Source organism: Helicobacter sp. MIT 21-1697 (assembly GCF_026241255.1).
Classification (GTDB): Bacteria; Campylobacterota; Campylobacteria; order Campylobacterales; family Helicobacteraceae; genus Helicobacter_C.
This window is the reverse complement of the sequence record NZ_JAPHNC010000021.1, coordinates 1-1,009: the sequence shown is the minus strand read 5'-3', so window position 1 is coordinate 1,009 and position 1,009 is coordinate 1. Positions and strand designations below refer to the sequence as shown.

Below are 1,009 nucleotides of genomic sequence, written 5' to 3'. Positions count from 1 at the left end.
ATGAAATGGCAAAGACTTATCAAAGCCTTTGTGAAAGCTATTCTGCACATACTGATAAGATTCTGCACTCTTATGATGAGGTGCAAAAAGATTTTATTGACTTTAGCTCTGCTTTGGATATAACATATTTTGATAATCCCTATGATTCTATGACACATTTTTTTTATAGTATTTTTTATTTATCTCAACACGCTTTAAGTATTTATATTCCTTATGGCTATACAGGATATTTGAACTATACTCTAGGTGTGTATGCCACCTTAGAATATAGTTTGTTATGGAATATTTATGTAGAAAATCAAAACAATTATGATTTAATTAAATCTCATCAATTAGCAGATGTTAAGAATCTCAACCTCATAGGTTTCCCCAAGTTAGATACTCTAGCGAAATTTTTAGCGCAAACTCCCACGCAAGAACAACAAACTAAGCGAGAGAGAAAGCAAATCCTCATCGCCCCTCACCATACACTGACTTTAGAGAATTTTCCCTTGTATCTCTCAAACTTTGTGCGCCTAAGCGAGTTTTTCTTAAAACTCCCCACACTCTATCCTCAAATTGACTTTATCTTCCGTCCTCACCCGCTTTTATTTATTCATCTTATAAAGTATGAAATATATGGGGGGGGGGCAAAAGCAAATCCTTTGTAAAAAACTATCTCCAAAAAATCGAGCAAATCCCAAATATGACCTACCAAGAGGGCGGGGATTATTTTGCAAGTTTTGCTAGCTCTGACGCGTTAATTCACGATTGTGGGAGCTTCATTGCCGAATATCTCTACACTGATAAACCCGAAGCATTTATTATAGAATCCCAAGATACTATTGAGCGAGAATTTACGCCCTTTGGGAAAGAAGTTTTAAAACATCTCTACCTTGTCTCCACAGAAAAAGACATTTTAAACTTTATTGATTGTGTTGTGATACAAGAGCAAGATTCTATGCAACAATCCCGCTTAGCCTTTGCTAAAGAACATATTAGGATTAATTATCCCAATGCTACGCAAATG

The 1,009-nt window shown here is 35.4% G+C and carries 2 protein-coding genes; both read left to right on the top strand.

The features are described 5' to 3' along the window. A partial coding sequence (locus OQH61_RS09415) for a hypothetical protein (protein ID WP_266027177.1) occupies positions 1–650 on the top strand: 650 nt, incomplete at its 5' end. A gap of 35 nt (positions 651–685) precedes the next feature. Further along, the coding region (locus OQH61_RS09410; RefSeq protein WP_266027176.1) for a hypothetical protein at positions 686–1,009 on the top strand (324 nt) is incomplete at its 3' end.